The sequence below is a fragment of the Enterococcus sp. DIV0213h genome (assembly GCF_051711285.1).
Lineage (GTDB): Bacteria > Bacillota > Bacilli > Lactobacillales > Enterococcaceae > Enterococcus_D > Enterococcus_D casseliflavus.
On sequence record NZ_JBIOMH010000001.1, the window covers coordinates 315,209 to 331,121 of the forward strand.

The 15,913-nt window shown below is 45.6% G+C and carries 16 protein-coding genes; 11 read left to right on the forward strand and 5 right to left on the reverse strand.

Going from position 1 to position 15,913, the window contains the following annotated elements; genetic code table 11:
- The first annotated feature begins 53 nt into the window (after positions 1-53).
- Genes rnc through ftsY form a run of 4 tightly spaced genes read left to right on the forward strand, consistent with a single transcriptional unit; the run spans position 54 to position 6,486 of the window.
- Positions 54-746, forward strand: coding sequence for a ribonuclease III (gene rnc / locus IGI77_RS01550; RefSeq protein WP_438769269.1), 693 nt, complete (start codon positions 54-56; stop codon positions 744-746).
- A gap of 15 nt (positions 747-761) precedes the next feature.
- Positions 762-4,340 carry a chromosome segregation protein SMC gene (smc, locus tag IGI77_RS01555; protein ID WP_016609185.1) on the forward strand — a complete coding sequence of 1,193 codons (3,579 nt, stop codon included), beginning with the start codon at positions 762-764 and terminating at the stop codon, positions 4,338-4,340.
- A gap of 12 nt (positions 4,341-4,352) precedes the next feature.
- Positions 4,353-5,171 (forward strand): Cof-type HAD-IIB family hydrolase, encoded by an 819-nt coding sequence (locus tag IGI77_RS01560; protein WP_005227138.1) that lies wholly within the window; start codon positions 4,353-4,355, stop codon positions 5,169-5,171.
- A gap of 1 nt (position 5,172) precedes the next feature.
- Entirely contained in the window at positions 5,173-6,486 is a 1,314-nt protein-coding gene (gene ftsY / locus IGI77_RS01565; RefSeq protein WP_438769270.1) for a signal recognition particle-docking protein FtsY, read from the forward strand.
- A 281-nt stretch (positions 6,487-6,767) separates the two neighbouring features.
- Here the strand turns inward: ftsY and IGI77_RS01570 are convergent, their stop codons facing one another.
- Positions 6,768-7,136 (reverse strand): BlaI/MecI/CopY family transcriptional regulator, encoded by a 369-nt coding sequence (locus IGI77_RS01570; protein WP_005227140.1) that lies wholly within the window; start codon positions 7,134-7,136, stop codon positions 6,768-6,770.
- A gap of 246 nt (positions 7,137-7,382) precedes the next feature.
- On the opposite strand from IGI77_RS01570, the gene gshAB reads away from it, so the two are divergent.
- Positions 7,383-9,647 (forward strand): bifunctional glutamate--cysteine ligase GshA/glutathione synthetase GshB, encoded by a 2,265-nt coding sequence (gene gshAB, locus IGI77_RS01575; protein ID WP_438769271.1) that lies wholly within the window; start codon positions 7,383-7,385, stop codon positions 9,645-9,647.
- A gap of 71 nt (positions 9,648-9,718) precedes the next feature.
- On the opposite strand, the gene IGI77_RS01580 is transcribed toward gshAB, so the two are convergent.
- Together IGI77_RS01580 and IGI77_RS01585 are read right to left on the reverse strand one after the other, a co-directional pair.
- Complete coding sequence (locus tag IGI77_RS01580; RefSeq protein ID WP_005227142.1) at positions 9,719-10,138, reverse strand: hypothetical protein; 420 nt, start codon at positions 10,136-10,138, stop codon at positions 9,719-9,721.
- Between the two features lie 14 nt (positions 10,139-10,152).
- Positions 10,153-10,605 (reverse strand): YueI family protein, encoded by a 453-nt coding sequence (locus IGI77_RS01585; RefSeq protein ID WP_010748630.1) that lies wholly within the window; start codon positions 10,603-10,605, stop codon positions 10,153-10,155.
- 107 nt (positions 10,606-10,712) lie between these two features.
- Between IGI77_RS01585 and IGI77_RS01590 the strand changes: the two genes are divergently transcribed.
- The 6 genes from IGI77_RS01590 to IGI77_RS01615 all read left to right on the forward strand — a co-directional run bounded on the left by IGI77_RS01590 (position 10,713) and on the right by IGI77_RS01615 (position 14,220).
- Positions 10,713-11,282, forward strand: a complete 570-nt coding sequence (locus tag IGI77_RS01590; protein WP_005227144.1) for a GNAT family N-acetyltransferase — start codon at positions 10,713-10,715, stop codon at positions 11,280-11,282.
- Between the two features lie 15 nt (positions 11,283-11,297).
- Complete coding sequence (locus IGI77_RS01595) at positions 11,298-11,675, forward strand: iron-sulfur cluster biosynthesis family protein (RefSeq protein ID WP_438769273.1); 378 nt, start codon at positions 11,298-11,300, stop codon at positions 11,673-11,675.
- 1 nt (position 11,676) lies between these two features.
- Positions 11,677-12,570: a metallophosphoesterase gene (locus IGI77_RS01600; protein WP_151195762.1), complete on the forward strand. Its 894-nt coding sequence runs from the start codon at positions 11,677-11,679 to the stop codon at positions 12,568-12,570.
- An 85-nt stretch (positions 12,571-12,655) separates the two neighbouring features.
- On the forward strand, positions 12,656-12,877 hold the full coding sequence (locus tag IGI77_RS01605; RefSeq protein WP_005227147.1) for a DUF2829 domain-containing protein: 222 nt from the start codon (positions 12,656-12,658) through the stop codon (positions 12,875-12,877).
- On the forward strand, positions 12,874-13,623 hold the full coding sequence (locus IGI77_RS01610; RefSeq protein ID WP_438769275.1) for a 3-oxoacyl-ACP reductase: 750 nt from the start codon (positions 12,874-12,876) through the stop codon (positions 13,621-13,623). Before IGI77_RS01605 ends, IGI77_RS01610 begins: the two co-directional genes overlap by 4 nt.
- A 30-nt stretch (positions 13,624-13,653) precedes the next feature.
- The gene (locus IGI77_RS01615; RefSeq protein ID WP_005227149.1) at positions 13,654-14,220 is read left to right on the forward strand and encodes a nucleotidyltransferase family protein; all 567 of its coding nucleotides are present in this window, start codon (positions 13,654-13,656) and stop codon (positions 14,218-14,220) included.
- Positions 14,221-14,311: 91 nt separating this feature from the next.
- Here IGI77_RS01615 and IGI77_RS01620 read toward each other — a convergent pair whose 3' ends face one another.
- Positions 14,312-14,851, reverse strand: a complete 540-nt coding sequence (locus IGI77_RS01620) for a biotin transporter BioY (protein ID WP_005227150.1) — start codon at positions 14,849-14,851, stop codon at positions 14,312-14,314.
- Between the two features lie 105 nt (positions 14,852-14,956).
- Complete coding sequence (locus IGI77_RS01625) at positions 14,957-15,811, reverse strand: helix-turn-helix domain-containing protein (protein WP_074535380.1); 855 nt, start codon at positions 15,809-15,811, stop codon at positions 14,957-14,959.
- Positions 15,812-15,913: the final 102 nt, after the last annotated feature.

Sequence of the window (15,913 nt, forward strand, 5' to 3'; positions counted from 1 at the left end):
CAAAAACCAGTATAATAGGGAAGTGTCGATAAACTAATGAAGGAATGTGACAAATGAATACACAATTAACGAAAGAACTAAAAGAAAAGTTTGATATTGTGTTCCATGATGTAGATCTGCTTGAACAAGCGTTTACGCATTCATCTTATGTGAATGAGCACCGCAACTTGCACTTGTCAGATAACGAACGTTTAGAGTTTTTGGGCGATGCTGTCTTAGAGTTGATCGTTTCACGGTATTTGTATCGCGAATTGCCAGATCTGCCCGAAGGTAAGCTGACGAAGCTACGGGCGGCAATCGTTCGCGAAGACAGTTTATCCATGTTTGCCAAAGATTGCCGATTCGATGAATACATTCGTCTAGGCAAAGGGGAAGAAAACTCTGGCGGTCGTAAACGACCTTCTTTGCTTTGTGATCTATTTGAAGCCTTTTTAGGTGCGTTATACTTGGACCAAGGATTGGAAAGTGTCAGCGGCTTTTTGACGAAAGTTGTCTTTCCAAAAGTAAAAGCAGGTGCTTTTTCCCATGAGATGGATCACAAGACCCGCTTGCAAGAAGTCTTGCAGCGTGGCGGCGATGTTTCCATCAATTATCGTTTGATCAAAGAAGCAGGCCTCGCCCATGAACGGATTTTTTGGACGGAAGTCTATTGCGATGATACCTTGATCGGAAAAGGACAAGGAAAATCGAAGAAATTATCAGAACAGGACGCCGCTGCGAATGCCTTGGCGGATCTTGAACAGTAAGAGAGGACTGGCGGAGTGTATTTAAAACGAATAGAGATTGCCGGCTTTAAATCCTTTGCCGACCGCACAGTCATTGATTTCGAACATCGAGTGACTGCAGTCGTCGGACCAAATGGCAGCGGCAAGAGCAATATTACCGAAGCGATTCGTTGGGTTTTAGGAGAACAATCTGCCAAAAATCTACGTGGTGGCAAAATGCCTGATGTTATTTTTGCAGGTTCTGACACCCGCAGAGCGCTAAATATAGCGGAAGTGACGATCGTTTTAGACAATAGCGATCATTACTTGCCGATGGATTACAGTGAGATCAGCGTGACTCGCCGCTTGAGAAGAACCGGCGAAAGCGACTTTTTCTTAAATAAACAAGCTTGCCGCTTAAAGGATATCCAAGAGCTGTTTATGGACTCTGGGTTGGGGAAAGAATCATTTTCGATCATTTCCCAAGGCAAGGTAGAAGCAATTTTCAGCAGCAAACCAGAAGACCGTCGTGGGATTTTTGAAGAAGCGGCGGGGGTATTGAAATACAAACAGCGGAAAAAGAAAGCCGAGCAAAAATTGTTTGAAACGGAAGACAATTTAAGCCGTCTACAAGATATCATTTATGAACTAGAAGATCAGTTGGTGCCTCTGGCAGCCCAAAGTGAAGCAGCCAACCGCTTTTTAGCGTTAAAAGAAAAATTGACGACGGTCGATGTGGCCTATGCGGTCTTAGAGATCACGAAAGCAAAAGAAGCGTGGGAGACAGCCAAAGCTCAACTGAGTACCTTTAACCAAGAACTGGCGCAGATTTCCGAAAAGATCAACCAAGGGGAACTGTCGCTACATTCTTTGCGGCAACAACGTACTGCTTTTGATGAAACGTTGGAGCGTTTGAATCAGCAGCTTTTAGAGGTCACCGAAGGACTGAAGCAAGCCGAAGGGCAAAAAGAAGTCTTGGATGAACGTTCAAAGCATACGCAAAAAAGCTCTGCCGAATACCAAGAAACTTTAGAGGAAGTCACAGAGCGGGTCACACTTTTAAATGAAGAAAAAACGGAACTGATCGGCTTGCTTTCACAAAAGAATCGTAGTGTGCAGGAAGTTGAAGCAGCGATGCTGGCGTGTCAGCAAGAGCAAGAAAAGTACCAACGTTCAGCAAAAGAAATCATTGAAGAGTTGCGTAGCCAATATGTCGAAGCCATGCAGGAGCAGGCAACGATCGGAAACGAATTGAAATACTTGGAGCGTCAATACCAACAAGAAGCCGCGAAAAATCAAACGGCGCTAAGCAAGCAGACGCAAATGAATACGTCGTTGAAAGAAAAGACGACAGAAGCGCAAATCGTGGAAGAGCAGCTGACGCAGGCTAAGGCGATTTTAGAAGAACAACGCAAGCAATACATCCATCTTCAAGAAAAAGCTCAGACCAACAAAAAACGCTTTGATGAAGAACAAAAGAAAATGTATCAGTTAATGAGTCAAGTGCAGCAGGTACGAGCGAAACAGCGCAGTCTGCAAGACATTCAAGAAAATTATAGCGGCTTTTATCAAGGCGTTCGCTTGATTTTGAAAAACAAACAGCAGATCAGCGGTATCGTTGGCGCAGTAGCGGAGTTGATCGATGTGCCGCAAGACTATACCGTGGCGATCGAGACCGCATTAGGCGCCGCTGCACAGCATGTCGTCGTTGAAAATGAGCGGGATGCGCGAGCAGCCATCACGTATTTGAAAGAAAATCGAGGGGGGCGTGCAACCTTCCTACCGCTGACGACCATCAAAGCCCGTCATTTGCCAGATTATGCCCGCAATCAAGCCAAGCAAGTGTCTGGATTTATCGGCGTTGCCAGCGAATTGGTCCAGTCGCCCGAACACGTCCAAACGATTACGGATAACTTGTTAGGCAGTATCTTGATTGCCGAAGACTTGCAAAGTGCCAATGCGTTAGCACGGGCATTGAACTATAGCTATCGGGTCGTTTCCTTAGAAGGGGATGTCATGAATGCTGGCGGTTCCATGACGGGTGGCGCAACGAAGAAAAATGCCGGTAGTTTGTTTAGCCAAAGTAACGAGCTGCAACAATTGACGGCACAAGCGGCGCAACTGGATGAGCGGCTTTTAAAAACGGAAAAGCAAGTCCAGCATTTTGAAGCAGCGACCAAAGAAGCACAAGCAGCATTAGAAGAATTGCGGACGCAAGGAGAACAGGCTCGCATGACGGAGCATGAGCTGCAAAGCCGCTTACAAAATCTTGAGAATGACCTGAGCCGCTTGAAGCAAGAGCAGCAAGTGTTTGATTTTGAACATCGCGAAGTGCAAGCCTTCTTTGAGGAATATGATGAGAAGAAGACGAGCTTGGAAGAACAGCAAAAGAATATTGCAGCGCAATTGGCGAAAATCGACCAAGATATTCATCAAATGAATGCCGAAGAAGACTTGATCGAGGAAAAACGCCAAACCTTAGCACAAGAAAGTGCGCGCTTGCAGGCAGCTTTCGCAGTTCAAAAAGAACAAGTGGCGCATTTGCAGCAAAAAATTGCCGCTACGAATCAAGCATTAGAAGAAAACGAAGCGCGTCAACTCTCCTTAGAACGGCAGTTAGCTGCCTTGACAAGCAACGTCAGCGATCATGAGTTTTCAGAAGAAAGCATTCTTCAGCGAATTGAAGCCTTCACAAAAACCAAGCAGCAGGTAACAGCGGAATTGACGGTGATTCGTGAACAACGTCAAGTCGTTCAACAAGAAATCGGCGCATTAGACGAAGCCCTGAGTGCTGAAAACTTAACGCAAAAAGAAAAGCTGTCAGAAAAAACCGAAGTTGAGATCGAAAAAAATCGCGCAGAATTGGTGATGGATAATCGTTTGTTGTATTTACAAGAAGAATACAATCTCACCTTTGAAAAGGCAGCGCAAGATTTCCCTGAAATCGAGGATGCAGAACAAGCCAAAGTCGACATTCAGGAACTAAAACAAGCGATCGAGCAAATTGGTCCAGTCAATTTAAATGCGATCGAACAATATGAGCAAGTCAATCAACGGCATTTGTTCTTGACGAGTCAGCGAGACGATCTGCTGTCGGCTAAAGCACAGCTGTTTGATACGATGTCTGAAATGGATGAAGAGGTCAAAACCCGTTTCGGCGAAGTCTTCGATGCGATCCGTCTGCAATTCAAACAAGTATTTCCTAATATGTTTGGCGGCGGTCATGCGGAATTAGTCTTAACAGATCCGAAAGATTTATTGAACACTGGGATCGAGATCGAAGCCCAACCACCGGGCAAGAAATTGCAAAACCTCAGCTTGCTATCAGGGGGCGAACGGGCGCTGACTGCGATTGCGTTATTGTTTTCCATTATTCAAGTTCGTCCAGTACCGTTTTGTGTGCTTGACGAAGTGGAAGCAGCATTGGATGAAGCCAATGTCTCTCGTTTCGGTCATTACTTGAGTGCTTTTCAAAATGATACACAGTTTATCGTCGTAACTCACCGTAAAGGAACGATGGAGGCAGCAGATGTGTTGTATGGTGTGACCATGCAAGAATCTGGAGTGTCGAAGACCGTGTCCGTGCGCTTAGAAGAAGTGCGTGAAGGCGGTAGTTTTGCAGCAGATCAAGCATAGAGGAGGAATGATATGATTAAACTGATTGCGATCGATTTAGACGGAACGTTATTGAATGACAAAAAAGAAGTGACTCCTCGCAACAAAGAGGTACTTGCTCGTGCCAAAGCACAAGGCGTAAAAATCGTCATTTGTACGGGACGTCCATTACGGGCGATCCGTCCCTATTTAGAAGAATTATCGCTGAAAGAACCCGGCGACTATAGCATCACCTTTAACGGCGGTTTGGTTCAAAAAAATGAGACTGGCGAGATCATTGAAAAAGCAGCGATGCAGCTGGCAGATATCCATGAATTGGTTTCAGTGGCGGAAGACTTGAATTTGCCTTTAGACGTGGTATCCGAAGAGATCGTCTTGAGTTTACCCACTTCAGCAGCGCATCCATCGATTTATGGCTCGTTGAATCCTTTATTGGATTGTCGTCCTTTTGCCGTAGCTGATCTGGATGAATCGATGCTCTATAATAAAGCGGTGATCGCCTACCATCAGGAAGTCTTGGATCCTAAGATCCCTGAGATTTCCTCAGAGATCCGCGAGAAATATGAAATCATCAAAAGCCGGAATAACCTGTTGGAATTTATGCCTAAAGGAATCACCAAAGCCTATGGTATCAGCCTATTGGCGCAAGATTTAGGGATCAAGCAAGAAGAAGTGATGGCGATCGGTGATGAAGAAAATGACTTGCCGATGATTCGCTATGCAGGGATTGGCGTAGCGATGGCCAATGCCGTGCCAATCATTAAAGAGGCAGCTGACGTTGTCACCGTTTCAAACCAAGAAGACGGTGTGGCAGCAGTGATTGAAGAATATGTCTTAAAAGGAGGTGCGTAAGATGGGATTTTTTGACAAAATCAAAAAAGCGCTGATTGGAGAAACCAAAGAAGCAGAGCAAGAAACCGACAAACCGTTAGTCGATGCTGACTCACCAGAGGCACAGCGTTCAGAAGAAAGCCAGCCAGCACAAACTCCTGCTGAACAAGGCGCTTCAGAACCAGTGGCACCTGCAGAAGCCGCCGACTCCAGTGATTTGGAGGCAGAGCAAGAAACTGCTGAAGTGTCCCCGCAGCAAGAAGCAACGACAGCGAATAAAGGAGAAGAAGCACCAAGTATTCCAGAAGAAGCACCAAGTATTCCAGAAGAAGTGGCTAAGGATACACCATCAGAGGAAGTACCAGCTTCTGAACCAATCCTTCAACCAGCGCCAGAAACAGAAAGTGTGCAGGATAAATACACCAAAGGATTGACGAAATCACGGAAAACCTTTGGGCAACGGATGAACGAATTGTTTGCCAACTTCCGTACGGTGGACGAAGACTTCTTCGAAGAAGTGGAAGAAACGCTGATCGGCGCAGACGTCGGCTTTGATGCGGCGATGAAGATTGCGGATGCATTGAGGCAAGAAGTCAAACTACGTAATGTGAAGAAAACGGCAGATGTCCAAAATGTCATCATCGAAAAATTGGTTGACCTATATGGGGAAGCAGGTGTCGGTGAAGTCAACGAGTTGAATATGCAGTCAGGGTTGACCGTCATTTTATTTGTTGGCGTGAACGGTGTTGGAAAAACCACCAGTATCGGGAAATTAGCCCACCAATTCAAAGCCGAAGGCAAGAAAGTCTTATTGGCTGCAGCGGATACTTTCCGTGCCGGTGCCATCGATCAATTAGTGGTCTGGGGTGAACGGGCTGGTGTTGAAGTCGTTCGTGGCAATGCAGGAGGCGATCCAGCAGCAGTCGTGTTTGATGCGATGGAGCGCGCAAAACGAGAAAATGCTGACGTTTTATTAGTAGATACAGCGGGTCGTTTGCAAAACAAAGTCAATTTGATGAACGAACTAGAAAAAATCAAACGGATCATTCAACGAGTGGACCCAACGGCCCCTCATGAAGTCCTGCTCGTGTTGGATGCAACAACAGGTCAAAACGCGATGAATCAAGCAAAACAATTTAAAGAAACGACGGATGTTTCTGGTCTCGTCTTAACCAAACTTGATGGAACAGCTAAAGGGGGGATCGTCTTGGCGATCCGTAACGAGCTGCGGCTGCCCGTCAAATTAGTGGGACTCGGAGAAGGCATCAATGATTTAGAACCATTTGATCCAAATGAATTTGTCGTTGGCTTATTCAAAGGCTTGATCAAAGAATAAAAAAACAGAGCCCTGTGTTAGGTGATACACCTACACATGGCTCTCCTTTATTGTTGCTTTTGTGAGATCAAAGGGAAGAGAAAACGGGTCGTCGTCTCTTTCCACGAGCTTGACTTGTGACGTAAAGCTGAGAACACTTGGCGTGGCAAATGTGGGTACAGCGATGCACGACTTTGCCAAAAATCAGGAAAAGCAGTTTGAAGACTTCGTTTTCTTCTGCACTGTCTAAAAACTTTGGGAAGTATCAGGCAGAATACAACGAGTTCAACGGTAGGGAAAGATTATTTCTTAAGTTCCCCTTGGCGCTCAGTGATCATTTTTTCCAAGTTGTTCAATGTATCGATATCTTTATTGGTTTCGATAAAGTTCGTAATCAAATTCAATAAAGATTGATCAGACAATTCTGCTGCTAAGAAGTCTTCTTGGGTCACATTCGGAGAATACAACCGAGTCAAAACAGTACCGCTGTAGCCGATATCCGCTACTTTCAATAAGTCGTGGTTTTTTAGTTTACGTACGACTGCTTGAATGGTATTCTTGCTTAGATCTTGCTGTTGGACAGCAATGTCATTTGCAGAAAGAGGTTTGTCTGAATTCCAAAAGATATTCATGATTTGACGTTCGCGTTTGGTAAGATTAAGTGGCTTCATTCACTATTCTTCCTTTCAAAAAAGAGTAATATGGACATAATAATTTACTGTTCTATAAGCAGTATACTTTATTTTGAAGGTAAATATCAAATTTATTCAAGTATTTTATAAATTCTTGGTAATTTTAGTAAGAGATATTACAAGTGAGGAGCAAATTTCTGCATTTTTCACCAGTTTTCACTATAATAGATGGAAAGAAATAGCATTTGAGAAAAAATTTAGTAGAAGAACATAGAGGGCAGTCGAATGAAAATAAAAACATTGTTATCACATAAAGAGCTTTTTCCCTATTTATTGAAAGGACGCTACGGGATTGAGCGTGAAGCGCAGCGGGTGCGGATCGATGGGACGTTTGCAGGTACCGATCATCCTAAAACGTTAGGCAATCGACGCTTCCATCCGTATATCCAAACGGATTTTTCCGAAAACCAACTGGAACTGATTACGCCCGTTGCTGATTCCGTGGATGAATTGTTCCGTTTTTTAGGGGCTATTCATGATGTGGCGTATCGTTCGATGTCAGCAGAAGAAATGCTCTGGCCATTGAGTATGCCACCGGCTTTACCAGAAAAAGAAGAAGACATCGTCATTGCTAAATTAGACCAATTTGAAGATGTGCTCTACCGCCGCTATTTAGCCAAAACATATGGTCGCCGCAAGCAAATGGTCAGTGGGATTCATTTCAATTTCGAATTTGCGGAAGACTTTTTGCAGCAGCTGTATGCTTTGTCTGAAACGAAGGAAAGCTTCCAGACGTTTAAAACGGCACTTTATTTGAAAGTAACTCGCAATTATTTGCACTATCGCTGGTTTTTGACGTATTTCTTTGGGGCGACTCCTGCTTCAGAAGCCAATTATTTTACGACAGAAAACGGACCGCAAGAACCAGTCCGCAGTATTCGCAATAGCCGCTATGGGTACACGAATCACGAAGACGTCAAGGTATCTTACGCTTCGTTAGAGACCTATCTTGCAGATATTGCCAAATTAGTGGAGACGGGAAAGCTTTCAGAAGAAAAAGAATTTTATGCGCCAGTGCGTCTACGTGGGGGAAAACGGGTCGCAGATTTAGCCTCAGCGGGTATCCGTTATATTGAGTTAAGAAATATTGACATCGATCCCTTTGCCCGCTATGGGATTTCCAAAGAGCAAGTCGCATTCTTGCATTTCTTCTTATTGTTTTTAAGTACAAAAGAAGAAGGCAGCGATGCGGATGCGTGGATCGAAGAGGGCAATCAGAAAAATGATCAGGTCGCATTAGAACATCCGCTTGCACCTTTGACTTATCAGCAAGAAGCGCAAGCGCTGATTACTGAAATGATGGACTTTGCCCAAGCCCTTGAGCTGCCGCATCCACCATTTTTGGATCAGCTCTCAGAAATGCTGGCTGAACCAGAAAGAACCTTCGCGGGACGTCTTTTCTCAGCAAGTCAAGCAACCAGTCAAGCGCAGACAGCAACAGTGCTGGGACAAAAGTATCATCAAGCTGCTTGGGAAAAACCATATCAATTAGCTGGCTTTCGAGCAATGGAATTGTCGACCCAGATCCTCTTGTTCGATGCGATCCAAAAAGGAATCGAAGTGTCGGTACTGGATGAAACGGATCAATTCTTGAAATTAGCCGTGAAAGACCACATCGAATATGTTAAAAATGCCAATATGACCAGTAAGGATCAGTACATCGTCCCATTGATCATGGCGAATAAAACGGTCACTAAAAAAATCTTAGCCGAAAATGGCTTTCATGTACCAAGTGGCGCTGAGTTCGCTTCGGCAGAAGAAGCGATCGCGTTTTATCCTCAGATTGCCCACAGCGGGTTTGTGGTAAAACCGAAAACCACCAACTATGGGATCGGTATCTCGATTTTCAAAGAAGGTGCCTCTTTAGCGGATTATCAAGCGGCGGTCGCCATTGCCTTTGCGGAAGATGATTCGATCCTCGTTGAGACTTTTTTGTCAGGGACGGAATATCGGTTCTTCGTGATCGATGGGCGAGTCGATGCGATTTTACTACGTATCCCTGCCAATGTCGTGGGTGACGGCAAGCGCACGATCACGGAACTCGTCGCAGAGAAAAATCTTGATCCATTGCGCGGCACCCATCATCGGACCCCATTAGAGCTGATCCAATTAGGGGAACTGGAACAACTGATGTTAAAAGAGCAAGGGTATCAAGTGGATTCAGTACCCGAAGAGGGGCAGATCGTTTATTTGCGAGAAAACTCGAATATCAGTACTGGCGGTGATTCTATCGATGTGACGGATGACTTCAACGATGATTACAAACAAGTAGCAGTCGATGCGGTAGCCGCATTACAAGCATCTATCAGCGGAATCGATCTGATTATTCCAGATAAAACCAAGCCCGCCAATGAACCGGGGGCTTATGGAATCATTGAAGCTAATTTCAACCCAGCGATGCATATGCACGTTTATCCATACAGCGGGAAAGGCCGACGCTTAACTATGTCTGTTTTACGCCTGTTGTTCCCTGAAGTCTTCGAGAGCTGATGGAAGTACAAAAAGCAAAGAACTGCACACTTTGGAAGGAGAGTTCCTTTCAAAGTGTGCAGTTTTTTTTATTAGGATTCAAAAGCAGCGATCTCAATCGTTTGTTTTGTTTCTTCCACCTTGAGACCCGTTCGGGCTTCCCACCATTGTTTCATTTCTTTTTCATACGTGGTAGGAAAACGTTGGATCAAGGTCAATAACGGTACGCCTTGAATCGAGGCGTAGGGAAAGTTTAAAACCAGATTGTACTTCAGTTCCGACAGGAGGCTATAATATTGAAACATCATAAAGTTCATTTCATTCTTATCCTCCAGCAGGAGTACTTTCGGAGCGCGATCCAGCATAAAACCCAAGCTGCGCATCATGAACAATACGCCATCTAGATGGCTGGATTCGATCGTGGGTGCCGTTTTTAACAAATCGATATGCAGATCCAAAGCATCAAGCAGTTCTTTCTTTAATGAAAGGTAGGGCGGTGTTGATTGTTCCATGATAGTTCCTCCTTTTAATGGAAAAGACGTTTCCAAAATGACGTTTTCTCTGGTTGTTCCTGCTCTTTATCCGATGGAGCGGCAGCTGCAGGGAATTTTTTTTCGATATCGATGACGTCTTCATTGACGGCTTCTTTCCCAGCAATCAGCAAGCCGATACTATCTGGACCGGCATCTTGGGCATCGGAGACGATCCGAAATTCCATCTGTTGCTTGGTCAGTAAAGTGATGTAATCGGTCTGGATCGATTCTGGCAATTTTCCATTAAGCAGCACGAGCGCTCCTTGATAATCTGGTAAGGCGTTCAAGAGCGTTTTCTGGTTGTCCTTCTTCTTCATTTCTGTTACTGTCATACTAAGATAACACCGTTCACGAAACGTGCCTAAATACTTGCGCTGTTCATCTGGGTTGACGCGAGGCGTCCCATACATTCCTGTATCAAGGCGTTTTTCTAATTCGTCTGACATTGAAGTATCCTCCTCAAAGCGTTTACTTATGCTTATTATAGCATATCCAGCAAATAGCAAAAGAGGGGTGCGATCGTGAGAGAGTATTGACAGAAAGTAGGGATCCTATGACAACAAAAGAACGACATTTGCTATTGTTAGCAGAAAATCAACGGTTGGAGACACCGAGGCTGCTCTTGCGTCCTGTTTCCTTGGCAGATGCAGCGGACATGTTTGCCTATGCAAATGATGAAGAAACGACGACCTTCGTCTTTGCTAGACATGGGTCGGTTGAAGAAACAAAACTACGCATCGCCGAGTATTTTGTTGCTGCACCCTTAGGAAAATTTGCGATCGAAGAAAAAGACTCAGGAAAAATGATCGGGACCATCGATTTGCGGGTAGAATCAGAAAAAGAGATCGCTGAGCTCGGTTATACATTGAGTCGCGATTATTGGGGGCAAGGGATCATGCCAGAAGCGGCAATGGCACTGCTGCATTTCGGTTTTGAAACACTCGAATTGATTCGAATTTTTGCTCGACATGATGCCCGAAATCCCAAGTCTGGACGGGTCATGGAGAAAATTGGGATGAAATTGGAAGCAACGATCCCAGCTGCCCGCAAATCGGGTGAAGAAATCATCGATGAAGTCACGCGTGGCATCACCCTTGAGGAATGGAAAAAACGTATCATGTAAAGGAGGGCTCTCGTCATGGAACTGAACATTGAGCCAGCAGCAATTGAAAAAATAACCCCTTATGTGCAGCCAGATGATCGTCTCTACTTGGATTTTGAAGACGGCGTTGGTCCGTTTCCTGCAACGGAGATCACCTGCCGTTTGGACATCCATTTTCGCCTGATCATCGTGCCGCAAAGCTATCCAGAAGAAGGATTGGCGATCTACGACACCCCTTTAACGACACCCTTAGGCACGATTTGGTTGAAGCAAGGGGCTCAGGTGTATTTAGAAGAACAGACTCGGATGCAGGTGGAACCGACCTATCAACGGTTGCAATTGGTGGGAAATAGCGGGATCTTAGCTAACGATGTCCAAATGTTACGGATCGAAAAGCAGACGGCGGGCCGCTGAGATGGGCACGCTGGCGGTTATTAGCGACTTGCACGTCGATATCAACCAATTATTTGATCCCCATCTGCAGCTGATCGCTGATTATTTGCAGCAAAATCAGGTGACCCATCTGCATCTGGCAGGAGATGTGGCGAATAAAAAACAACGGCTATTAGACGTGGTCGCATTTTTTCAAAGTCGACAGGTGCCAACGACCTTTCATTGGGGCAATCATGAAATGGTGGACTTGACGGAACAAGAGATCGAGGCTTTCGATGATCCCGCCTTTCTTAATTTTCAGACGTATCGCTTATCAGAAAAAACACAGCTGTTGGGAATCAATGGCTGGTATGACTACCAATATTCTGATCTGACCAGTGAAGCTGAGATCTTGCGGCTGAAAAATTTGTTTTGGTATGACCGCATGATTCAACGAAAGGGATCGGATAAGGAGATCAGCCAAGCCATCAATGAGCGTTTAGCGGAAACATTGGCCCATTTGCCGCAAGACCAAGAAATTCTTCTTTCTACGCATTTTGTGCCCCAAGAAGCGTTTATTGTGCGGCAGACCGGCAAGTACGCCCGCTGGAACCACCTAAATGCGTTTTTGGGGTCGCCTGATTTTGGCGCAGTGATCGATCAGTACGCCAATGTGCGGGCAGTCGTCTTTGGGCATACCCATCGACGCTTTGAGAAAAAAGAGCTTGCGGGAACCAGCTACTATTGCCGTCCCTTCGGCTACTATTATGAATGGCAGTTGACCCGACGCTTCGTTTTGGAAAATCACTTAGCAGAAGCATATTCTCCAACGAAAGTTCGGACGCTGCTGCGAAACCATCATGAGGCATTTGAGGACTATAAAACGGCGCATCTTTTAGAGGAATTGGCGCAAGCGATCACGCTGCTGCCGTATTAGCGCAGCAAACGAGTTCTGCTTGTTTTCGTAATTGATTTTCCAAGCAATTTAAACCATTAGAAGAAACACACAAAGGAGAAAAATCATGACATTTGAAGAAATCTTACCAGAATTAAAAGCTGGCAAAAAAATCATTCGTGAAGGTTGGGGCGGCTTTGAACTTTATGTGACATTCGTTGAAGGCGAAGTCTACGACAATGCCCCAGTCACCCCTTACTTTTTGATCAAAACAGCAGATGAGGGATTCTCGAGTTTCGCACCGACTGTTTGCGACATTCTTGCGGAAGATTGGAAAATCGTGGAATGACGGCAGCGTGGATCGATGGCAAAACGATTGTGTTTGTCACAGGGGCTGCTTCAGGTATCGGTAAAGCGCAAGCAGAGGTGTTTCTTGCAGAAGGCGCTCAAGTATTTGGTGTTGACTGCCAATCGTTTCCTGATACGCTTTTAGCCCAGCCCCGCTTTTTCGGCACATGTTGTGACTTAGCGGTGAAAGAAAATTGTCTTGCAGCGGTCCAAGCTTGTGTGACGCACTTTGGCGGTATCACGGTCTTGTTAAATACAGCAGGAAAACTTGACGGCTATCATACGATCGCTGAGACGACGTCAATGGAGTGGGAGGAGATATTTCAAACCAATGTCTCCAGCATGTTTTATTTAACGAAAGAAATTTTGCCGCTGATGCAAGCCAACGGCGGCGGAACGATCATCAATATGGCGTCGATCGCTGGAATGGTCGCAGGTGGGGGCGGGATCGCCTATACAACCGCAAAACACGCGATCGTCGGGTTTACCAAACAGTTGGCATTGGATATTGCAGATCAAGGGATCTCGGTGAAGGGCATCGCGCCCGGTGCGATTCAAACGCCGATGAATGCGGCTGATTTTGCCGGTGACGGGAAAATGGCGCAATGGGTAGCAGAAGAGACGCCGGTCAAGCGTTGGGCGCAACCAGAAGAAGTTGCAGCGCTGACTCTTTTTCTTGCCAGTCCGCAAGCTAGTTACTTGCAGGGGGCGATCGTGCCCATCGACGGTGGTTGGACCTTGAAATAACTAGCCTGAGCCCATTAGAGGAGGACGCCAATGAAGGAACAAGCGATCCAGAACTTGTTTGCAAAAAATCGTGAATGTCGACAACTGCTTACGATCATTGAAGCGTTGCAGCTGTCGGATTGCTGGCTGTGTGCTGGGTACCTGCGGAATTATTTATGGGGGTTTCTCAGTGGAAAAATAGCGGAGGTGCCAATAACCGATATTGATGTCGTGTTTTATGATCCGACTGTAAGCATAGAAGAAACAGCAGCGATCGAAGCGCAACTGCGCCGTTCGTTTCCCGAATTTCCTTGGGAGGTTCGAAACCAAGCGTTGATGCACCAGCACAATTTTGCCGAGGAGCCGCCTTATACAAGTACCTTCGATGCTTTAACGAAGTTTCCAGAGCGTTGTACAGCGGTAGCGGCACGAATGAATCAAGGCAAGCTTGAATTGATGGCGCCTTTTGGTTGGCAGGATATTTGCAGTTTTCGGGTGCGTCCAACACCGCATTTTGCCCAAAATGAACAGTATCTTGCGGTTTATCGACAACGCCAAGCGATGAAGCAGTGGCAGAAAATTTGGCCGCAGCTCTCGATTGAAGAGGGGAAGAAATAAAAAAGAACACTCGCGTGATGCGGCGATTTTCAAAAGTTAGACGAAAAAGCTAACTGATGGGAATCGCTGCATATGACGCGAGTGTTTTTTATTAACGTAAAGCCAATGGTTGCGCCAAGCGGTTTCTTAAAAAGATACCTAGATAAGCTGCGGCAACGGCTTTGATGATCCCAGGGATAATAAACAGAACAAAGCCACCGTTAAAGGCAGCCGGCCATGCCATGCCCGTGCTCCATTTCAGCCACAATGTACCAAACAACAAAGTTGCCAGCGCACCGACAATATTGCCGATCACTGCTCCTGTGTAGCGAAACGCTGTTTTTTCTACGATCAATCCAGTAAGCAATCCATTAAAGAGGAAGCCGACTAAATAGCCACCAGTTGGTCCTAACAAAACACCGACACCGCTGGAAAAACCAGCGAAAACGGGCAAACCAATCAATCCTAACAGCAAGTAGATGATGATCGCCATCGTTCCAGTTCGCGTGCCGAGGAAAGTCACCGCCAACCCGATCGCAAAGGTTTGTCCTGTCAATGGGATCAAACCTAATGGAATCGTCAGTTGGGAAAGACCAGCAATAATGATCGCAAATAAAGCGGCATGGATTTGTTCACGTAATGATAATTTCATCGAATCCTTCTCTCTAATAATAATTTCGTTAACCTAAAAATAAATTATTTGGTTAACGAAATTATAAACGGTGGTTTACCAAAAGTAAAGAAGAATCTTGTTTTTTTAGTGTCCTTTTTTTAAAAGGACAATCAAGTTCTTTGAGGAGAGGAAAGGGGCGATCTCTTCCAGCTCATCTGTTGAGAAGGGCAGTGCTTGAACGAGCCGGCAGATCGTTGCTTCTGTCAGAAACGGCAGCAGTTCTTCGATTTCATCATAAGCCAAGCGTTCTGCTGCGGCAACGTTTGGCTGTTCCAGGGCGGTCAGCAGGAGTTCATCCAGATACGGCGCAGGTAAAAAGGGCAGCAGTTCTTCAATCTCAGAAAAGCGGAAGTCAGGATTTTCAAGCCAGCCTTTGATTTCTCCCGCCAAAAAGTTGGGGGGTAAAAAGGGCGCCGCCTCTTCCCAAAAAGCCATGGAATAGTGCTTGCCTTTCAGGAGCTCTTCTACTTGGGGCTTTTTCAAAAACGGCAGGAGTTCTTCCAGTACCTCTTCTGGGATATTCTCGGCACCATTTAGCAGGTGCTGCAAGTCTGCGCTGGTCAAATGAGGTGCTAGCCTAGGCAATAAGTCTAAATCTAAAGAAGTTTCTTGAAACGGTTCTTCTTGAATCAACGCTGACAATTCTTGCGGTTTGATCAGCGGAGCTAGTTCGGCGATTTCTTCTGGCTGTGCGGTTCCCGCTTGATAATGTTGCACCGCAGCTGCTGGCTTTCCTAACAGCTCATCGATGGATAGGTCTAAAATCGCTGCTAGCTGCGGCAATTTTTCAATGTCCGGCAGTGAGTTGCCCCGCTCCCAATTACTGACCGCCTGATAGCTGACAAGTAACTGGTCGGCCAAGTTGCTTTGGGTCAGGTTTTTTTCTTTGCGTTTGGCAGCGATCTGCTGACCGATTTTTCTCATGTTGAATTCACTCATAAATGAATTCCCCCTTTCATGCTCTAAGTATAGTTTCTCAAAAGGTGAAAACGCAATCAAGCTGTGATTGAGCAGGCAAATGCCGACTCAATCACAGCTTGA

Excerpts from the sequence above, each read along its gene's own strand:
- rnc (WP_438769269.1), top strand. The coding sequence starts at position 54 with ATGAATACACAATTAACGAAAGAACTAAAAGAAAAGTTTGATATTGTG.
- IGI77_RS01560 (WP_005227138.1), top strand. The coding sequence starts at position 4,353 with ATGATTAAACTGATTGCGATCGATTTAGACGGAACGTTATTGAATGAC.
- ftsY (WP_438769270.1), top strand. The coding sequence starts at position 5,173 with ATGGGATTTTTTGACAAAATCAAAAAAGCGCTGATTGGAGAAACCAAA.
- IGI77_RS01570 (WP_005227140.1), bottom strand. The coding sequence starts at position 7,136 with ATGAAGCCACTTAATCTTACCAAACGCGAACGTCAAATCATGAATATC.
- gshAB (WP_438769271.1), top strand. The coding sequence starts at position 7,383 with ATGAAAATAAAAACATTGTTATCACATAAAGAGCTTTTTCCCTATTTA.
- IGI77_RS01580 (WP_005227142.1), bottom strand. The coding sequence starts at position 10,138 with ATGGAACAATCAACACCGCCCTACCTTTCATTAAAGAAAGAACTGCTT.
- IGI77_RS01585 (WP_010748630.1), bottom strand. The coding sequence starts at position 10,605 with ATGTCAGACGAATTAGAAAAACGCCTTGATACAGGAATGTATGGGACG.
- IGI77_RS01590 (WP_005227144.1), top strand. The coding sequence starts at position 10,713 with ATGACAACAAAAGAACGACATTTGCTATTGTTAGCAGAAAATCAACGG.
- IGI77_RS01595 (WP_438769273.1), top strand. The coding sequence starts at position 11,298 with ATGGAACTGAACATTGAGCCAGCAGCAATTGAAAAAATAACCCCTTAT.
- IGI77_RS01600 (WP_151195762.1), top strand. The coding sequence starts at position 11,677 with ATGGGCACGCTGGCGGTTATTAGCGACTTGCACGTCGATATCAACCAA.
- IGI77_RS01605 (WP_005227147.1), top strand. The coding sequence starts at position 12,656 with ATGACATTTGAAGAAATCTTACCAGAATTAAAAGCTGGCAAAAAAATC.
- IGI77_RS01610 (WP_438769275.1), top strand. The coding sequence starts at position 12,874 with ATGACGGCAGCGTGGATCGATGGCAAAACGATTGTGTTTGTCACAGGG.
- IGI77_RS01615 (WP_005227149.1), top strand. The coding sequence starts at position 13,654 with ATGAAGGAACAAGCGATCCAGAACTTGTTTGCAAAAAATCGTGAATGT.
- IGI77_RS01620 (WP_005227150.1), bottom strand. The coding sequence starts at position 14,851 with ATGAAATTATCATTACGTGAACAAATCCATGCCGCTTTATTTGCGATC.
- IGI77_RS01625 (WP_074535380.1), bottom strand. The coding sequence starts at position 15,811 with ATGAGTGAATTCAACATGAGAAAAATCGGTCAGCAGATCGCTGCCAAA.